Source organism: Rossellomorea sp. QJM3NY_18 (assembly GCF_056173145.1).
This window is the reverse complement of the sequence record NZ_CM149659.1, coordinates 2999832-3015801: the sequence shown is the minus strand read 5'-3', so window position 1 is coordinate 3015801 and position 15970 is coordinate 2999832. Positions and strand designations below refer to the sequence as shown.

The 15970-nt window shown below is 44.8% G+C and carries 14 protein-coding genes and 1 other annotated feature; of the genes, 12 read left to right on the top strand and 2 right to left on the bottom strand.

The window, feature by feature from the left end; translation table 11 throughout:
• The first annotated feature begins 71 nt into the window (after positions 1-71).
• Together AC0VXY_RS15590 and AC0VXY_RS15585 are read left to right on the top strand one after the other, a co-directional pair.
• Positions 72-719, top strand: coding sequence for an amino acid ABC transporter permease (locus AC0VXY_RS15590; RefSeq protein ID WP_034757145.1), 648 nt, complete (start codon positions 72-74; stop codon positions 717-719).
• A gap of 34 nt (positions 720-753) precedes the next feature.
• A complete protein-coding gene (locus tag AC0VXY_RS15585; protein ID WP_475527876.1) occupies positions 754-1476 on the top strand; it encodes an amino acid ABC transporter ATP-binding protein in 723 nt (240 codons plus the stop codon).
• A 43-nt stretch (positions 1477-1519) separates the two neighbouring features.
• Here AC0VXY_RS15585 and AC0VXY_RS15580 read toward each other — a convergent pair whose 3' ends face one another.
• Positions 1520-2005 (bottom strand): LiaI-LiaF-like domain-containing protein, encoded by a 486-nt coding sequence (locus AC0VXY_RS15580; RefSeq protein ID WP_475525777.1) that lies wholly within the window; start codon positions 2003-2005, stop codon positions 1520-1522.
• A 398-nt stretch (positions 2006-2403) separates the two neighbouring features.
• Here AC0VXY_RS15580 and hemA point away from each other — a divergent pair, with 398 nt between their 5' ends.
• The 8 genes from hemA to ysxE all read left to right on the top strand — a co-directional run bounded on the left by hemA (position 2404) and on the right by ysxE (position 11191).
• Entirely contained in the window at positions 2404-3756 is a 1353-nt protein-coding gene (hemA, locus tag AC0VXY_RS15575; protein WP_435989971.1) for a glutamyl-tRNA reductase, read from the top strand.
• A 15-nt stretch (positions 3757-3771) separates the two neighbouring features.
• Positions 3772-4605 (top strand): cytochrome c biogenesis protein, encoded by an 834-nt coding sequence (gene ccsA / locus AC0VXY_RS15570; RefSeq protein WP_060670925.1) that lies wholly within the window; start codon positions 3772-3774, stop codon positions 4603-4605.
• 17 nt (positions 4606-4622) lie between these two features.
• A complete protein-coding gene (gene hemC / locus AC0VXY_RS15565; RefSeq protein WP_475525776.1) occupies positions 4623-5555 on the top strand; it encodes a hydroxymethylbilane synthase in 933 nt (310 codons plus the stop codon).
• Entirely contained in the window at positions 5555-6337 is a 783-nt protein-coding gene (locus AC0VXY_RS15560; RefSeq protein ID WP_475525775.1) for a uroporphyrinogen-III synthase, read from the top strand. The genes hemC and AC0VXY_RS15560 overlap by 1 nt, the downstream gene beginning before the upstream one ends.
• A gap of 26 nt (positions 6338-6363) precedes the next feature.
• Complete coding sequence (gene hemB, locus AC0VXY_RS15555; protein ID WP_034757163.1) at positions 6364-7338, top strand: porphobilinogen synthase; 975 nt, start codon at positions 6364-6366, stop codon at positions 7336-7338.
• 55 nt (positions 7339-7393) lie between these two features.
• Entirely contained in the window at positions 7394-8686 is a 1293-nt protein-coding gene (hemL, locus tag AC0VXY_RS15550) for a glutamate-1-semialdehyde 2,1-aminomutase (RefSeq protein ID WP_406686681.1), read from the top strand.
• Positions 8687-8825: 139 nt separating this feature from the next.
• Positions 8826-10022 (top strand): stage VI sporulation protein D, encoded by a 1197-nt coding sequence (gene spoVID / locus AC0VXY_RS15545; RefSeq protein WP_475525774.1) that lies wholly within the window; start codon positions 8826-8828, stop codon positions 10020-10022.
• Positions 10023-10162: 140 nt separating this feature from the next.
• Positions 10163-11191, top strand: a complete 1029-nt coding sequence (gene ysxE / locus AC0VXY_RS15540; RefSeq protein WP_435989977.1) for a spore coat protein YsxE — start codon at positions 10163-10165, stop codon at positions 11189-11191.
• A gap of 35 nt (positions 11192-11226) precedes the next feature.
• Here the strand turns inward: ysxE and AC0VXY_RS15535 are convergent, their stop codons facing one another.
• On the bottom strand, positions 11227-11415 hold the full coding sequence (locus tag AC0VXY_RS15535) for a hypothetical protein (protein ID WP_034760497.1): 189 nt from the start codon (positions 11413-11415) through the stop codon (positions 11227-11229).
• A gap of 164 nt (positions 11416-11579) precedes the next feature.
• Positions 11580-11806: a binding site (T-box leader), on the top strand.
• Positions 11807-11858: 52 nt separating this feature from the next.
• Between AC0VXY_RS15535 and AC0VXY_RS15530 the strand changes: the two genes are divergently transcribed.
• Both AC0VXY_RS15530 and AC0VXY_RS15525 read left to right on the top strand, forming a co-directional pair.
• The gene (locus AC0VXY_RS15530) at positions 11859-14510 is read left to right on the top strand and encodes a valine--tRNA ligase (protein ID WP_475525773.1); all 2652 of its coding nucleotides are present in this window, start codon (positions 11859-11861) and stop codon (positions 14508-14510) included.
• Positions 14511-14641: 131 nt separating this feature from the next.
• Positions 14642-15952, top strand: a complete 1311-nt coding sequence (locus tag AC0VXY_RS15525; RefSeq protein WP_475525772.1) for a bifunctional folylpolyglutamate synthase/dihydrofolate synthase — start codon at positions 14642-14644, stop codon at positions 15950-15952.
• Positions 15953-15970: the final 18 nt, after the last annotated feature.

The following is a 15970-nucleotide window of genomic DNA, read 5'->3' as shown; positions in this document are numbered from 1 at the left end:
CAGAGCGAATGTGCTTCTATGCGCATTCGCTTTTTGTCTTAATGGGAAATAAATAGAACGGAGGGAAGTCCATGCACTTTTTAGAAACCTTTGCCGGTACATATGATGTTTTTCTTAAAGGGATGTTGCTGACATTCCAATTAACCTTTGTATCTGTCCTGATTGCGATTGTAATCGGTTTGTTTTTCGCTTTCCTTAAGATATCAGGGATCAAACCTTTGTCCCTCATTGCGGATTTATACATTTTCGTTGTAAGGGGTACACCATTAATCGTTCAAATCTTCATTTTCTATTTCGGGTTGACTTCATTGAATATTTCAGGCTTCTGGTCGGTCGTCATGGGTCTTGCATTCCATAATGGAGCGTATATCGCAGAAATCTTCCGGGGGGCCATTCAATCCATCGACAAAGGGCAAATGGAAGCGGGACGTTCCCTTGGAATGTCACTTGGCCTGTCCATGAGAAGGATCATCCTTCCTCAGGCATTCAGGCGTGCCTTGCCGCCCCTTGGAAATCAATTCATCATTGCATTGAAGGATTCATCCCTTGCTTCCTTCATAGGGATGTTTGAATTGTTCAGCGTGGCGACGACACTCGGTTCGAATAACTTTGATTATATGACGTATCTGCTCGTTGTAGCGATCTATTACCTCGTTCTGGTATTACTATTCTCAACGATCGTCAATGTAATTGAAAAACGAATGTCTATCAGTGATTAAGAATGAAGTGGGAGGGATGAGTGTGAGTCAGGAAATGATTAAAGTAGAAAAATTAAATAAATCCTTTGGTGATTTGCATGTATTGAAGGATATTGATATCAACGTAAGGGAAAGTGACGTGGTTTGCCTCATTGGAGCCAGTGGATCAGGGAAGAGTACATTGCTTCGCTGCTTAAACTTCCTCGAACTGAAAGATAACGGGAAGGTTGTTATCGAAGGGGATGAAGTCAACCAGGATACCCATGATTTGAATAAAATCCGTCAGAAGGTAGGGATGGTCTTCCAACATTTCTATCTCTTCCCCCACAAAACCGTACTGGAAAATGTAATGGAGGCACCAGTGTATGTAAAGGGTGTCTCTAAAGCGGAAGCAAGGAAGGATGCCAAAGCGCTGTTAAAGAAAGTCGGCCTGGGGGATAAAGAAGATGTCTATCCGTCCAAGCTTTCAGGAGGACAGAAGCAGCGTGTTGCCATCGCGAGGGCCCTTGCTATGAAACCGGATATCATGCTGTTCGATGAGCCCACTTCGGCACTGGATCCGGAATTGGTCGGTGAGGTACTCGCTACCATGAAGGAGCTTGCTTTAGAAGGAATGACGATGGTCGTCGTGACCCATGAAATGGGATTTGCCCGTGAAGTGGCCGATTGGGTCGTCTATATGCATGATGGCCGTATCGTTGAAGTGGGGCCTCCACAGGAATTGTTCCATTCTCCAAAAGAGCAGAGGACGAAAGAATTCTTGGACTCGGTTCTCTAATAAACGTGAAAAAGCCCGGATGCCATTCCGGGCTTTTTCTTGGCTATTTTTTTCTTAAAAATAATAAATAGACACCGATCCCGATAATGACGATGGGCCAGAATTCCCAGGCGCTTCCCACGCTTCCTTCAATGAAACCGAACCATCGCACCACTTTATCAGAGAATAGAAGAATGATAGAGAGTGTCAAAAAGAGCACTCCTTGAAATAAGCCTGCACGTGTCTTCTGATATCTTAGAAGAAATCCGAGAGCAATGATGAGAATGAAAGTTCCCATATGATCCGGCCAAACGTCAAGCTTATTGACCACATGGAAATGCAAGCCGAATCCAACCAGGATTGTACCGGGGAGGATGGCTTCATAATCCCTTCCTCCATATCCCTGACCGAGAAAAGCCAGTCCGACAATGATAAGCAAGGTGGGCCAGGTGAAAAATTCCTGAAACAATACAATGTTTGCCTGCTGTAAATAAAAGTAAGCGCCAAAGCCAATTAAGATGATTCCGGGGAATATCCGCTGCTGTTTCATACTTTTCCTCCTGAAAATTAGTAAAATGACGGTTTTAATTCCTATTATTTAAGGGAAAATGGCACATAATATGAAAAATAAATCCCTATGTCCCGTTGAATAGTGAGAAACCTTTCCATTACTTGATTCTTTAGGCTTGTTTTGGTACTCTACATGAGTAGGGAAATGTCGAAATTTAAAAGATTTACGAAGAATTGAAAATGCTTTCATGTTTATTTCTTTCTTCTTTATAAATGTACTGATGAAATGAATGTTTAGCAAGTCCCGGAAGAAGCATTAGGTTCTACCCCTTAAATGTAGCACAGGTTTCAATTTCTGTTCACATTTCAGGGCCTGAGGACTTATTTGGACATGTTATAATAACAGTAATGATTTTACTTGGGGGTGTAGTGCATAGCATGTATACAATAGTCGTTGGTTTAAATTATAAAACGGCCCCTGTAGAGATTCGTGAGCGTTTATCTTTCAACGAAACTGATCTTCCTTCAGCAATGAAAGCATTAAAGGAAAAGAAAAGCATCCTTGAAAATGTGATTGTTTCTACATGTAATAGAACGGAAGTTTATGCGGTAGTGGATCAGCTTCATACAGGTCGTTATTATATTAAAGATTTTTTATCTCAATGGTTTGATATAGATAAAGAGGAGTTCACGCCTTATCTGTTCATTTATGAACAAGAAGGAGCGGTCGAACACCTGTTTAAGGTTGCCTGTGGATTGAACTCTATGGTACTCGGGGAAACCCAGATCCTTGGTCAAATCCGTTCAAGCTTCCTGAATGCACAGGAATCGGGAGCGACGGGTACCGTATTTAATCACCTGTTCAAGCAGGCGGTCACTGTTGCCAAGAAGGGTCACTCGGAAACAGAGATTGGTTCCAATGCGGTATCAGTCAGCTATGCGGCTGTTGAATTAGCTAAAAAGGTATTCGGCAGCCTGGAAGGTAAGCATGTCCTCATACTTGGGGCCGGGAAAATGGGGGAACTTGCCATCAAGAATCTCCATGGCAGCGGAGCCACCAAGGTGACCGTGATCAACCGCACATATGAGAAAGCCCAAAGCCTTGCAGAGCGTTTCAGCGGGAATGCGAAAACGATGCAGGAGCTTCAATGCGCCCTTGTAGAAGCCGATATCATGATCAGTTCTACGGGAGCAAAGGATTTTGTCATCACGAAAGAAATGATGTCCCATGTGGAAAGCATGAGGAAGGGCCGTCCCCTATTCATGGTGGACATTGCGGTACCGAGGGATTTAGATCCGGCAATCGGGCAGATCGAGAGTGTATTCCTTTATGATATCGATGATTTGGAAGGCATCGTCCAGGCGAATCTGGCGGAACGCAAAAAAGCGGCTGAACAAATCGAAATCATGATTGAAGCAGAAATTATTGCGTTTAAAGAATGGTTGAGCATGCTCGGTGTGGTACCTGTCATTTCCGCTCTCAGACAGAAAGCACTTGCCATACAGGCAGATACGATGGAAAGTATCGAACGGAAAATGCCTGACCTCTCAGACAGGGAACGCAAAGTATTGAATAAACACACGAAGAGTATCATTAATCAGCTATTAAAAGATCCGATCCTCCAGGCGAAGGAATTTGCCGGTCTTCCGGATGCAGAAGATAAATTGAATCTATTCATCAATATTTTTAACATTGAACAACAAGTGTTAGAGCAGAAACAAGTGAAAGCAGCCAACGAAAAGACTGAGAGCGATCATAGCTTTACACCACAACCCTCTTTTCAAGCGTAAGTGAGGTTAATGTCGATGTTTGAACAAACGATGACCAGGCTGCACGAACTTATGATTGTTCTGTATGCTATTAGTATTCTCTTCTATTTTATAGATTTCTTAAACAAAAACCGGAAGGCGAATCTGTTTGCCTTCTGGTTACTTGCGATTGTTTGGGTCCTTCAAACAATCTTTTTATTTCTATACATGATGAATACAGGCAGGTTTCCGGTCCTCACCATCTTTGAGGGACTTTATTTTTATGCCTGGGTACTCATCACCCTGTCCCTTATCATCAACCGATTGCTAAGGGTGGACTTCACTGTCTTTTTTACAAATGTTCTCGGATTCATCATCATGGCGATCCATACTTTCGCACCAGTACAGGTGGAGTCCCAGGCGATGGCAGAGCAGATGGTATCGGAGTTATTACTGATTCACATTACGATGGCGATCCTATCATACGGGGCCTTCAGTCTTTCCTTTGTGTTTTCCCTTCTCTATCTTCTCCAGTTTAAATTATTGAAGGAGAAAAAATGGGGGCAGAGGTTATGGAGGATCAGTGATTTGTCCAAGCTTGAGAAGATATCCTATATCTCTAATTCCATCGGGGTAGCGATGCTTCTGTTGAGCCTGATTTTAGGGCTGCAGTGGGCATATATCAAGCTTCCTGAGTTTCTATGGTATGATCCAAAGATAATAGGATCATTCATTCTATTAATTTTATATAGCAGTTATTTATACCTTCGCATTAAAAAGAATGTCTTTGGTAAATCATTAGCATTTCTTAATGTGGCAGCCTTCTTGATTATATTAATCAACTTTTTCTTAGCTAGTCGGTTGTCTTCATTTCATTTCTGGTATTCATAAGTTTTCAGGAGGTCATTATGAGAAAAATCATTGTTGGTTCAAGACGAAGTAAATTAGCCCTTACCCAAACCAATTGGGTGATCGATCAGTTGAAGGCCCTCGACCCTTCTTACGATTTCGAAGTGAAGGAGATTGTGACGAAAGGGGATCAGATCCTGGATGTCACCTTATCCAAAGTGGGCGGTAAAGGCTTGTTTGTAAAAGAAATCGAGCAGGCGATGCTGGATAAAGAAATCGACATGGCCGTTCACAGTATGAAAGATATGCCGGCGGTTTTGCCAGAAGGACTGACCATCGGAAGCATCCCGGTTCGTGAGGATCACCGTGACGCATTTATCAGTAAGAATCATGTTGCCCTCAAAGATCTCCCTGGCGGAGCGATCGTCGGAACGAGCAGTCTCAGGAGAGGGGCTCAGATCCTGTCTGTGAGACCCGATCTTGAAATCAAATGGATCCGCGGCAACATCGATACACGCCTTTCTAAACTGCAAAATGAAGATTACGATGCCATCATCCTGGCAGCGGCGGGACTATCACGCATGGGATGGACGTCGGATGTCGTAACGGAATTCCTTGATCCGGACCTTTGCTTGCCGGCAGTCGGTCAAGGGGCCCTTTCGATCGAGTGCAGAAATGATGACGACGAAGTCCTCGAATTGCTTGAGAAGTTCGCGTGTGAGGAAACGACGAGTACCGTGACGGCTGAACGGGCTTTCCTGCATAAAATGGAAGGTGGCTGTCAGGTGCCGATTGCAGGATTTGCCGAGTTGAAAGACAATGGAGATATTGCATTGACCGGACTTGTCGCTTCCCCTGACGGACATACGATCTACAAAGAATACATGACGGGTCAGGATCCGAAAGAAGTTGGAGAAAAAGTGGCTGAAAGTTTAACAAATCAAGGTGCAAAAGCCTTGATTGATCAGGTGAAAGAGGAGTTGGATCAATAATGAAGGGTAAGAGGCCTTTAGAACAAGTAAAGGTTTTGATTACTCGTGGCAATGAGGGATCCAGTGAAACCGGTTCTCTCATTGAAAACGAGGGAGGGGTACCCATCTTGGTACCGCTCCTTCATTTTCATCCACATATAGATCCATTTGAAGCATCGCTTCACACTACCCTACATACATACGAATGGATCATTTTTACCAGTAAAAATGGGGTGAAGTTCTTCCTGGAAGCAATAAAAAGACAGGGGATCCCTTTACCCTCTTATACGGGGAAATTCGCTGCCGTCGGGACCAAGACAGAGCAGTATTGTTATAAATACGGAATACCGATTTCATTTGTTCCGGAAAATTTCACCGGAGATGACTTCGCCGAGGAATTCATTTCTAAAGTGAAGACTGACGGTCAGGTGCTGATTCCAAAAGGAAACCTGGCAAGGAATGTGATTGCAACGGAATTAACCTCAGCAGGAGTCACCTGTCAGGAATGGATTGTCTATGAAACGGTCCTTCCAGAGGAAAGCATCGTGCAGTTGAAAACCATCATTGAAAAAGAACAAGTGGATATCATTACATTCACGAGTTCATCGACGGTCCATCACTTTATGAAGGTCATCCGTCACTACTCCCTGCATGATCACATCAAGGACATTCCCATTGCGTGCATCGGTCCGATCACAAAAAACACCGCAGAACAATACGGATTGCATGTAAAAATCTGTCCAAGCGTTTATACTGTAAATGAAATGGTGAATGAGATGAAAGAGTTTATCTCTGCCTGTTAGCAATCAAACATTAGGAGGCTTTTACTATGAAAGACCTGCAATTCAATCGTCACCGCCGCTTGCGTCAATCGGAAACGATGCGTGCACTCGTGCGGGAAACCCATCTGAGAAAAGAAGATTTAATTTACCCGTTATTTGTCGTGGAAGGGGAAAACATTAAGAATGTCGTTCCATCCATGCCGGGTGTTTATCATATTTCACTCGATAATTTACAAGCTGAAATGGATGAAGTGGTTTCACTCGGGATCAAGTCCATCATTCTTTTCGGTGTTCCTGCTGAAAAAGACGAGTTGGGTAAACAGGCGTATCATGACCATGGAATCGTCCAGGAGGCAACACGTTTTGTAAAGGAACGTTACCCGGATCTTGTTGTCATAGCCGATACGTGCCTCTGTCAATATACCAGTCACGGTCACTGTGGGATTGTCAAAGACGGGAAGGTCCTGAATGATGAAACCCTTGATCTGTTGGCCAAAACAGCGGTCAGCCAGGCTGAAGCGGGTGCAGACATCATCGCTCCGTCCAATATGATGGATGGATTCGTAGCAGCAATCCGTCACGGCCTGGACGAAGCAGGCTATCATGATGTGCCGATCATGTCATACGCTGTGAAATATTCATCAAGCTTCTATGGTCCTTTCCGTGACGCGGCTCACTCAACACCTCAATTCGGAGATCGCAGAACGTATCAAATGGACCCGGCGAATCGCATGGAAGCCCTGAGAGAAGCGCAGTCTGATATGGAAGAAGGTGCCGACTTCCTTATCGTGAAACCGGCCCTTTCGTATCTGGATATCATGCGTGAAGTGAAAGACCGTTTCAATGCACCGGTTGTGGCTTATAACGTAAGTGGGGAATACAGCATGGTGAAAGCAGCGGCTCAAAACGGCTGGGTAAACGAACAGGAAATCGTCATGGAGAAACTGACCAGCATGAAACGTGCCGGGGCAGACCTTATCATTACGTATTTTGCAAAAGACGTAGCAAACTGGTTATCCTAATTGGTGGAGAATTCCTGTCAGGATGACTGAACGATCACTAAAGGAGGAACCGATATTGCGTTCATATGAGAAATCGAAACAAGCATTCAAGGAAGCAGTAAACCTGATGCCCGGCGGAGTGAACAGTCCCGTCCGTGCATTCAAATCCGTCAAAATGGATCCGATTTTCATGGAAAGGGGAAAAGGATCGAAAATATATGATATCGATGGGAATGAGTACATCGACTATGTCCTTTCCTGGGGTCCGCTCATTCTCGGTCACAGCAATGACCGGGTCGTGGAATCCATTAAAAAAGTGGCCGAAAACGGGACGAGCTTCGGTGCTCCCACAGAAATTGAAAATAAATTGGCTCAACTGGTGATTGACCGGGTGCCAAGCATCGAGATCGTCCGTATGGTGTCTTCGGGTACGGAAGCGACGATGAGTGCCCTGCGGTTGGCCCGTGGATACACTGGCCGCAATAAGATCATCAAATTCGAAGGCTGTTACCACGGTCATGGAGACTCTTTATTAATTAAAGCGGGCTCCGGTGTCGCGACCCTCGGTTTACCGGACAGTCCCGGTGTTCCTGAAGGGGTTGCAAAGAATACGATCACGGTGCCTTACAATGATCTGGAGAGCATCCGCTATGCCTTCGAACAATACGGTGATGACATTGCCGGTGTGATCGTCGAGCCTGTTGCCGGAAATATGGGGGTTGTGCCTCCACAGCCCGGCTTCCTGGAAGGCCTGCGTGAGGTAACAGAAAACCACGGCGCTCTTCTAATCTTCGATGAAGTCATGACAGGCTTCCGTGTCGGCTATGGCTGTGCACAAGGCTTCTACAATGTGACTCCTGACTTAACCTGCTTAGGGAAAGTCATCGGCGGGGGACTTCCTGTCGGGGCATACGGCGGAAAAGCCGAAATCATGGAAAGGATCGCGCCAAGCGGACCGATCTATCAAGCCGGTACCCTTTCAGGGAATCCGTTAGCCATGACGGCTGGATACGAAACGCTTAGCCAGCTCACTCCAGAAACGTATACCGAGTTTGCACGCAAAGCAGATTTACTGGAGGAAGGCTTAAAGAAAGCCGCGGAAAAATACAATATTCCTCACAGAATCAACCGTGCAGGCTCCATGATCGGGATCTTCTTTACAAATGAAGAAGTATCGAACTACGAAGGTGCCAAGTCATCCGATCTTGAGATGTTTGCCGACTACTACCGTGAAATGGCCCATGAAGGGGTATTCCTGCCACCTTCTCAGTTTGAAGGACTTTTCTTATCGACAGCCCACACGGATGACGATATCGAAAAGACGCTGCAGGCAGCGGAAAGAGCGTTTGAAAAAATCAGTAAGAAGTAATGGGGAAGCCGATCCTTTTGGGGTCGGCTCTTTTTTATGGATTTTCGTTTTCCTATCATATTCCTCCTTTCCGTTTCATAAAGTGATAATGGCATTGTTTACTATTTCTTTGTTTGGAACTTGAAAGGAGGAATTTTCTTTGTCACAAGAACAACAATCGTGTTTACGATTTTCTTTGGAAGAATCAATTTGGTTCAAAAAAGGACAGGAAGTTGAAGAATTGCTATCTATCTCCTTAGATCCTCATATAACGATACAAGAACAAGAGCAGTACGTACTTATCAGGGGAAGCCTCGATTTGACGGGAGAATATTTACCGACATCATTTAGAGAAGAGGAAGACGATGAGTTCGAAGCAAGTGGGAAGTTCGTGCAGACAGTGGAAAAGAGAGAGAAGGGTGAATATGAATTTGTCCACCGATTCCCGGTGGATGTCACGATCCCTAAAAACCGGATCGCGAATTTAGGCGATATTGATGTGTACGTTGAGTCCTTTGACTACATCGTACCTGAAAATGCCTGTTTAAAGCTGAACGCAGACCTGACCATCACCGGCATCTACGGTGAACAGCAGGCTCACACCCCTCTTGAAGCGGAGTATGAGAGAGAAGAAGAATTCGAGCCCCTTTATCGTTCCAGTGCCGTAGCTGAAACAGAAGATGTGGAAACAGAAGAAGAGGAAGAAAGAGAAGAAGTGTACGAATACGAAAACTATGATGAGGAAGAAATCACGGGTTATGTAGAAGAAGAACAGGAAGATGAGGACCCGGATGACGAGTATCAGCCGTTTAATCTGGAAGGAAGGACTCCACCGGCAGAACAGGAAGATGAAATTCCTGTCCAGATCCAATACGATACACAGCCGGCTCCTTCCTATGAGGAAGTCGACTACCGGAAAGAAAATGTATTCCAGCTTCCCCAGCATGAGCTGAGTGAGTCGTCTGAGGAGCAACATGCTGAACCGAAGGCCGCATATACGCCGCCTCCAGCACCTAAGTACAAGGAGCAGGAGATGGAAGAAGAAGAGTCTTCTTCCTCATCAGCCGTAGAAGCGGAGATGGAAGAGGAAGAACAGGAAGAAAAGAAAAAGACGAAGGGCAAAAAGAAGTATGAATCCATTTCACTAACGGATTTCTTTGCCCGGAAAGAAGAGGAAAGGGGAGCGACTCTTCGGGTATGCATCGTCCAGGAGGGAGAAAACCTGGACTATATTGCTGAAAAATATGATTTGACCATTCCACAGCTATTAAGGGTGAATCAACTCGAAGCGAATCAGGACGTTTATGCGGGGCAGGTTCTTTATATCCCGAACAGTGAGTTCGTTTTCAAGGGATAAAGGAAAATAGCAAGGTCACTCCCATCAGAGGACCAAAAAGAAGAGTCAATGTATGATAGAAGAAACGACGGGGCTGACACCAAATTCTTTGGAGTTGGTCCGTTTTTTTTTAGAAAAGTAATCTTAGAAGGTGAGAGAAAATGGCGCAAACGCTGGAGGGATTGAAGCCTGTCTTGCAACCTTATGGGGTCGAACCTCATTTTGTTGAAAGCTACGGAAGGATTTCGAAGGTATTTTCAAATAAAGGCACTCTGGCCGTTAAACAGCTTCCAGCCCAAAATGGAGTGGACTTCGTCAGGAATGTACAAATGCTGTTTCAGCGAGGATATAATCGGATCGTACCGATTTATCCCACCTTGGATGGCCGTTATGCTGTATGGAATCAGGGGGATTTATATTATGTCATGCCCTGGCTGATGAACCAGGAGAGAGAAGATCAATTTGAAAAGCACCAAAAGATGTTCAGGGAATTGGCGAGGCTCCACACTCTTTCCTCCCACGAGGTGAAGATTGATAAGGAAGAGAGAGAATCCCATTATGAGCAGCTGACTTCGAGATGGGATAAAGAGCAGGCATTCCTGGATGAATACGTGGAAGCATGTGAAAAGACCACCTACATGTCCCCTTTTCAATTTCATTATTGCATGTATTACAAGGACGCTTCACAAGCGTTGAAGTTTTCCCGTAAAATGCTGGATGAATGGTACGAGGACACGAAGGAGCTGGAAAAGGTAAGGACCGTGATTACCCATGGAAAGGTTTCGACGGAGCACTTTTTATTCGATGAAAGGGGATTGGGGTATTTTCATAACTTTGAGAACTCAAAGATGGCTTCCCCGTTTCATGATCTCCTCCCATTCTTGTCGAGAACGTTGAAGACCTATCCTAAATACTATGAGGAATGTATTGAATGGCTCACCACCTACTTTCAGCATTTTACCGTCCGGAATGAAGAGCGTCTCCTGTTCATGAGCTACCTGGCTTATCCGAGCTCCGTCATTGCCGTTGTGGAAAAATACTTTCATACCCCGAAGGATAAGCGGAATGAACGGAAATCATTAAAGAAACTGCAACGTCACTATTGGTTACTGAAAAACACCGAATATGTGGTCATGCGCCTGGACGAGATGGAGAAACAGAAGAAGGAGCAGGCCGAGCAGGCTGAATAAAAAAAGGACTGACGAATCCACCTTTCGTCAGTTCCTTAAATCCAGTCGAAGTAAATGGCGAGGCCGATACCGATAAACAGGGTTAACAGAAGGACATCAAAAGTGGTTGGTAAGAGAATCGTGCGGATGCCTTGAAAGATGGTAAAAGGTATGATGAATTGCTTACATATTAATCGGGCATTCCCCATCCATTTCTGTAAGGTGTACTGGTTGATTTTTTTCATCATCATCCACTCACTTTCCTGGGTATATTCACTACTTTATCTTATGAATCGGGGATGGAATGGTGCCTATGTATGGGCGAAATGAATATTTTTCAATGAAAATGCCAATAATGATTGACGAAAGTTTATCTTATCCTATACTATAATGAGTAACTAAATAATCATGAAAAGCAATGAACAGGAAGAGTACATTGATCCTTACTTTCAGAGAGGAAAATCGTTTGCTGAGAGATTTTCTACGTTAAGACAATGGAAGGTCGCCTGAAGAGCTGTTTCTATGAATGTCAGTAGTAGAAGCCGGTTAAAAGCCGTTATAATCGTCAAGAGTTCAGGAGGCCTATTTCTCCTGAGAAAAAAGGTGGTACCGCGAATGGAATCCTTCGTCCTTTTCACAGGACGGGGGATTTTTTTATTTTTTTTAGAACGATATAGGAGGAAATCACATGGAAACTCAAGATCAACAATTATCAATGCCGACAAAATATGATCCGAATGCCATTGAACAGGGCCGGTACAAATGGTGGCTTGAAGGGAAATTCTTCGAAGCGACAAACGATAAGGAGAAGGAACCGTACACCATCGTCATCCCGCCTCCGAACGTAACGGGGAAACTTCATCTTGGTCATGCCTGGGATACAGCGCTGCAGGACATCCTGACAAGAATGAAACGCATGCAGGGGTACGATGTACTTTGGCTGCCCGGTATGGACCATGCCGGAATCGCCACACAGGCGAAAGTGGATGAAAAACTTCGCAGCCAGGGTATTTCACGCTATGACCTCGGTCGTGAGAAATTCGTGGAGGAAACGTGGAAATGGAAAGAAGAATATGCCGAGCACATCCGCCAGCAATGGGCGAAAGTCGGACTGGGACTGGATTACAGCCGCGAACGCTTCACACTTGATGAAGGCCTGTCCGATGCGGTTCAAAAGGTATTCATCGACCTTTACAATAAAGGGTTGATCTACCGCGGGGAATATATCATCAACTGGGATCCTGCGACCAAGACGGCACTATCTGATATCGAAGTAATTCATAAAGATGTCCAGGGTGCATTTTATCACATGAGATACCCATTGGCAGACGGAAGCGGTCACATTGAAATCGCGACAACCCGTCCTGAAACGATGCTTGGGGACACGGCGGTTGCTGTACATCCGGAAGACGACCGTTACAAGCACCTCATCGGCAAAAAAGTTACTCTTCCAATCGTAGGACGGGAAATCCCGATCGTCGGTGACGATTATGTGGACATGGAATTCGGTTCCGGCGCGGTGAAAATCACACCTGCCCATGACCCGAATGACTTTGAAATCGGGAACCGTCATAATCTTGAACGCATCCTTGTGATGAATGAAGATGGTACGATGAATGATATGGCTGATATATATAACGGCATGGACCGTTTTGACTGCCGTAAGCAGATTGTGAAGGACCTTCAGGACGCCGGTGTATTGTTCAAGATTGAAGAGCATATGCATTCGGTGGGGCATTCGGAGCGAAGCGGGGCAGTGGTTGAACCTTATCTTTCAACTCAATGGTTCGTTAAGATGGATCCATTAGCTGAAGAAGCGGTGAAACTTCAAGAAGGTGAAAATAAGATTAACTTTGTACCTGACCGATTTGAAACATCTTACTTACGCTGGATGGAAAACACCCGTGACTGGTGCATTTCACGTCAATTATGGTGGGGGCACAGAATCCCGGCATGGTACCACAATGAAACGGGAGAATTATATGTAGGGAAAGACGCGCCAAAAGACATTGAAAACTGGACACAAGAAGAAGATGTGTTGGACACTTGGTTCAGCTCAGCACTATGGCCTTTCTCAACGATGGGCTGGCCGGATCTGAATGCAGAAGACTTTAAGCGTTACTACCCAACCAATACTCTTGTTACAGGGTATGACATCATCGGATTCTGGGTATCCCGAATGATATTCCAAGGATTAGAGTTTACTGGTGAAAGACCATTTAAAGATGTTCTTATTCATGGGTTAGTGCGTGATGCCGATGGCCGTAAGATGAGTAAATCATTAGGAAACGGTGTAGACCCGATGGATGTCATCGAAAAATACGGTTCCGATTCCCTTCGTTACTTCCTGACAACTGGAAGCTCACCGGGACAGGATCTGCGCTTCTCATTTGAAAAGGTTGAGTCGGTTTGGAATTTTGCGAACAAGATCTGGAACGCATCCCGTTTTGCACTGATGAACATGGATGGCATGACATACGACGAAATCGATTTATCAGGTGAAAAGTCCGTAGCCGATAAATGGATCCTCACCCGATTAAATGAAACGATTGAAACGGTGACACGACTGGCAGATCGTTATGAATTCGGTGAAGTGGGACGCTTATTATACAACTTCATCTGGGATGATTTCTGTGACTGGTACATTGAAATGGCTAAACTGCCTCTATACGGTGAAGACGAAGCTGCGAAGAAGACGACCCGTTCAATTCTGGCTTATGTTCTCGACAACACCATGAGACTGCTGCACCCATTTATGCCGTTTATTACCGAGGAAATATGGCAGAACTTGCCGCATCAAGGCGAATCGATCACTGTAGCGGCTTGGCCGACGGTTGACGATAAGCTGACAGACAAAGCGGCTGCAGAAGAGATGAAGCTCCTGGTTGATATCATCCGTGCCGTACGGAATGTTCGTGCAGAAGTAAATACACCGATGAGCAAGCAGATCAACTTGATGCTGAAAGCAAAAGACGCACATACCCTGACGATTATCGAAAAGAATCAATCGTATATCGAGAAATTCTGTAACCCTGAAAAGCTTGAGATGGGTACGGATCTCGAAGCACCGGAAAAAGCGATGACGGCAGTCGTGACAGGCGTTGATCTGTACCTTCCATTAGAAGGGCTGATCAATATCGAAGAAGAAATCGCACGTCTTCAAAAAGAACTGGATAAATGGACGAAGGAAGTATCCCGTGTCCAAGGCAAGCTTAACAATGAAAAGTTTGTAAGCAAAGCACCTCAGAAAGTAGTGGACGAGGAAAAAGAGAAAGAGAAAGATTATTTAGAGAAACAAGCGACTGTAAAAGCGAGAATCGAAGAGCTTAAATCGGTTTAATATGACTGAATAAATAGAAGGTAAGGAAGAGGGCTTTAGAATCGGGTCTGATAGATAGGGGGGATCCCTCCTCAATCAGGCCTGATTGGGGCCCTTTTTCTCATGAAGCCTATGTGGGAGTGAAAAAATTGATGAATTATGAACAAGCCGTCGCATGGATCCACTCAAGACTCAGACTTGGGATCAAGCCGGGGTTGATGAGAATGAATTATCTGTTGGAGGAACTCGGGAACCCTCATCAAAAGCTGAAAACTGTCCATATTGGCGGTACGAATGGAAAAGGGTCCACCGTTACCTATTTGAGGAATGTGTTACAGGAATCAGGATATACAGTCGGAACGTTTACCTCTCCATACTTTGAACGTTTCAATGAACGGATCAGCATGAATGGGGATCCTGTCAGCGATGAGGATTTGACGCGTCTTGTCGAGAAGGTTAAGCCCATCGCGGAAAAGATGGAACAATCGGATTGGGGTACTCCCTCTGAATTTGAAGTCATTACGGCCATGAGCTTTTATTATTTTGCCGAATTGGAACCTGTCGACCTGGTGCTCTATGAGGTTGGACTCGGGGGAAGACTGGATTCGACGAATGTCATCATCCCCATGGTTTCCGTGATTACGAGCATCGGAATGGACCATATGCAGTTTCTTGGAAATAGATTGGAAGATATCGCATTTGAGAAAGCGGGAATCATTAAACACAATGTACCTGTCATTTCAGGGGTCCAACAGCCTGAAGCAAGGAACGTTATCAAAGAAAAAGCCCTTGAAAGGGAAAGTGATGTATTTCAACTTGGGCAGGATTTTACTGCCGAGCGTCTCGCCTTATTGGAAAAGGGGGAAAGATTCGAGTATAGGTCTCCCCTGCAATATGACATGTTCGAACTTTCCATGATTGGAGCCCATCAAATCAATAATGCAGCCCTCGCCATCAAAGTCGTCGAGCTCCTTGTGAAAAACCAGGAGATGAAAATAGAACCGGAGCACATCAAGAGAGGATTAAAGAAGGCATCATGGCCGGGAAGAATGGAGGCATTATCCGATACACATGAGATATACATTGATGGTGCCCATAATCCAGAAGGAGTGGATGCCCTCGTAAAGACGATCAAGGAACGCTTCCTTCATAAAAAAGTGACCGTCCTTTTCTCGGCACTTCACGATAAAGAGTTAAGGCCGATGATCTCTCAATTGGAAGAAGCAGTGGATGACATCGGGTTTACGAGCTTTGATTTTCCGAGGGTAGCATCGGTTGAAGAACTTTACGAAGCTTCTTCACACTCAAATAAGGTAAAAGTCCATGATTGGAAAACATTTCTTGAAGAGAAAATCTCAGTCATGCAAGAAGATGATGTCCTGCTCATAACCGGCTCCTTATACTTTTTATCTGAAGTAAAACCATATTTACTTCCTTTATTGGAAAATTACAGAAAAAAGTAAGTGACTTAATTCGGATGC

Coding starts and splice junctions, on each gene's coding strand:
- AC0VXY_RS15590 (WP_034757145.1), top strand. CDS start 72: ATGCACTTTTTAGAAACCTTTGCCGGTACATATGATGTTTTTCTTAAA.
- AC0VXY_RS15585 (WP_475527876.1), top strand. CDS start 754: ATGATTAAAGTAGAAAAATTAAATAAATCCTTTGGTGATTTGCATGTA.
- AC0VXY_RS15580 (WP_475525777.1), bottom strand. CDS start 2,005: ATGAAACAGCAGCGGATATTCCCCGGAATCATCTTAATTGGCTTTGGC.
- hemA (WP_435989971.1), top strand. CDS start 2,404: ATGTATACAATAGTCGTTGGTTTAAATTATAAAACGGCCCCTGTAGAG.
- ccsA (WP_060670925.1), top strand. CDS start 3,772: ATGTTTGAACAAACGATGACCAGGCTGCACGAACTTATGATTGTTCTG.
- hemC (WP_475525776.1), top strand. CDS start 4,623: ATGAGAAAAATCATTGTTGGTTCAAGACGAAGTAAATTAGCCCTTACC.
- AC0VXY_RS15560 (WP_475525775.1), top strand. CDS start 5,555: ATGAAGGGTAAGAGGCCTTTAGAACAAGTAAAGGTTTTGATTACTCGT.
- hemB (WP_034757163.1), top strand. CDS start 6,364: ATGAAAGACCTGCAATTCAATCGTCACCGCCGCTTGCGTCAATCGGAA.
- ysxE (WP_435989977.1), top strand. CDS start 10,163: ATGGCGCAAACGCTGGAGGGATTGAAGCCTGTCTTGCAACCTTATGGG.
- AC0VXY_RS15535 (WP_034760497.1), bottom strand. CDS start 11,415: ATGAAAAAAATCAACCAGTACACCTTACAGAAATGGATGGGGAATGCC.
- AC0VXY_RS15530 (WP_475525773.1), top strand. CDS start 11,859: ATGGAAACTCAAGATCAACAATTATCAATGCCGACAAAATATGATCCG.
- AC0VXY_RS15525 (WP_475525772.1), top strand. CDS start 14,642: ATGAATTATGAACAAGCCGTCGCATGGATCCACTCAAGACTCAGACTT.